At 38.8% G+C, this 255-nt stretch carries 1 protein-coding gene; it reads left to right on the top strand.

All coding sequences use genetic code 11. The features are described from left to right. Nucleotides 1-255 (top strand): hypothetical protein (locus ETC27_RS18170; RefSeq protein WP_168709087.1); only part of this gene is annotated, 255 nt, incomplete at its 5' end.

Genomic DNA, 255 nt, shown 5'->3' with positions numbered 1-255 from the left:
CCAGTTCGAAGAGCTGCTTATGATGACGGACAAGTCACTGAAAACCAGATTTATGACGTTAATTATAAAGGTTATTACTATCAGTCCAGTAAAGGGACGGATCCTTCAAAATATGACGGTTTGATGAAGGTTCAGATGAATAAAGATAATGTGACCGTTCAATTTGATCCAAGCAAACCGCTCCCAAGAAGTGTTGCGGTTAAATTAAAATCTGAAGCTGATCCTCCTGTTCCCCACCAAAATGTAGTGAATTAA

It is taken from the genome of Onishia niordana (assembly GCF_004798965.1).
In the GTDB taxonomy this organism is placed as follows: Bacteria; Pseudomonadota; Gammaproteobacteria; order Pseudomonadales; family Halomonadaceae; genus Onishia; species Onishia niordana.
This window is presented reverse-complemented; position numbering and strand designations above follow the sequence as displayed.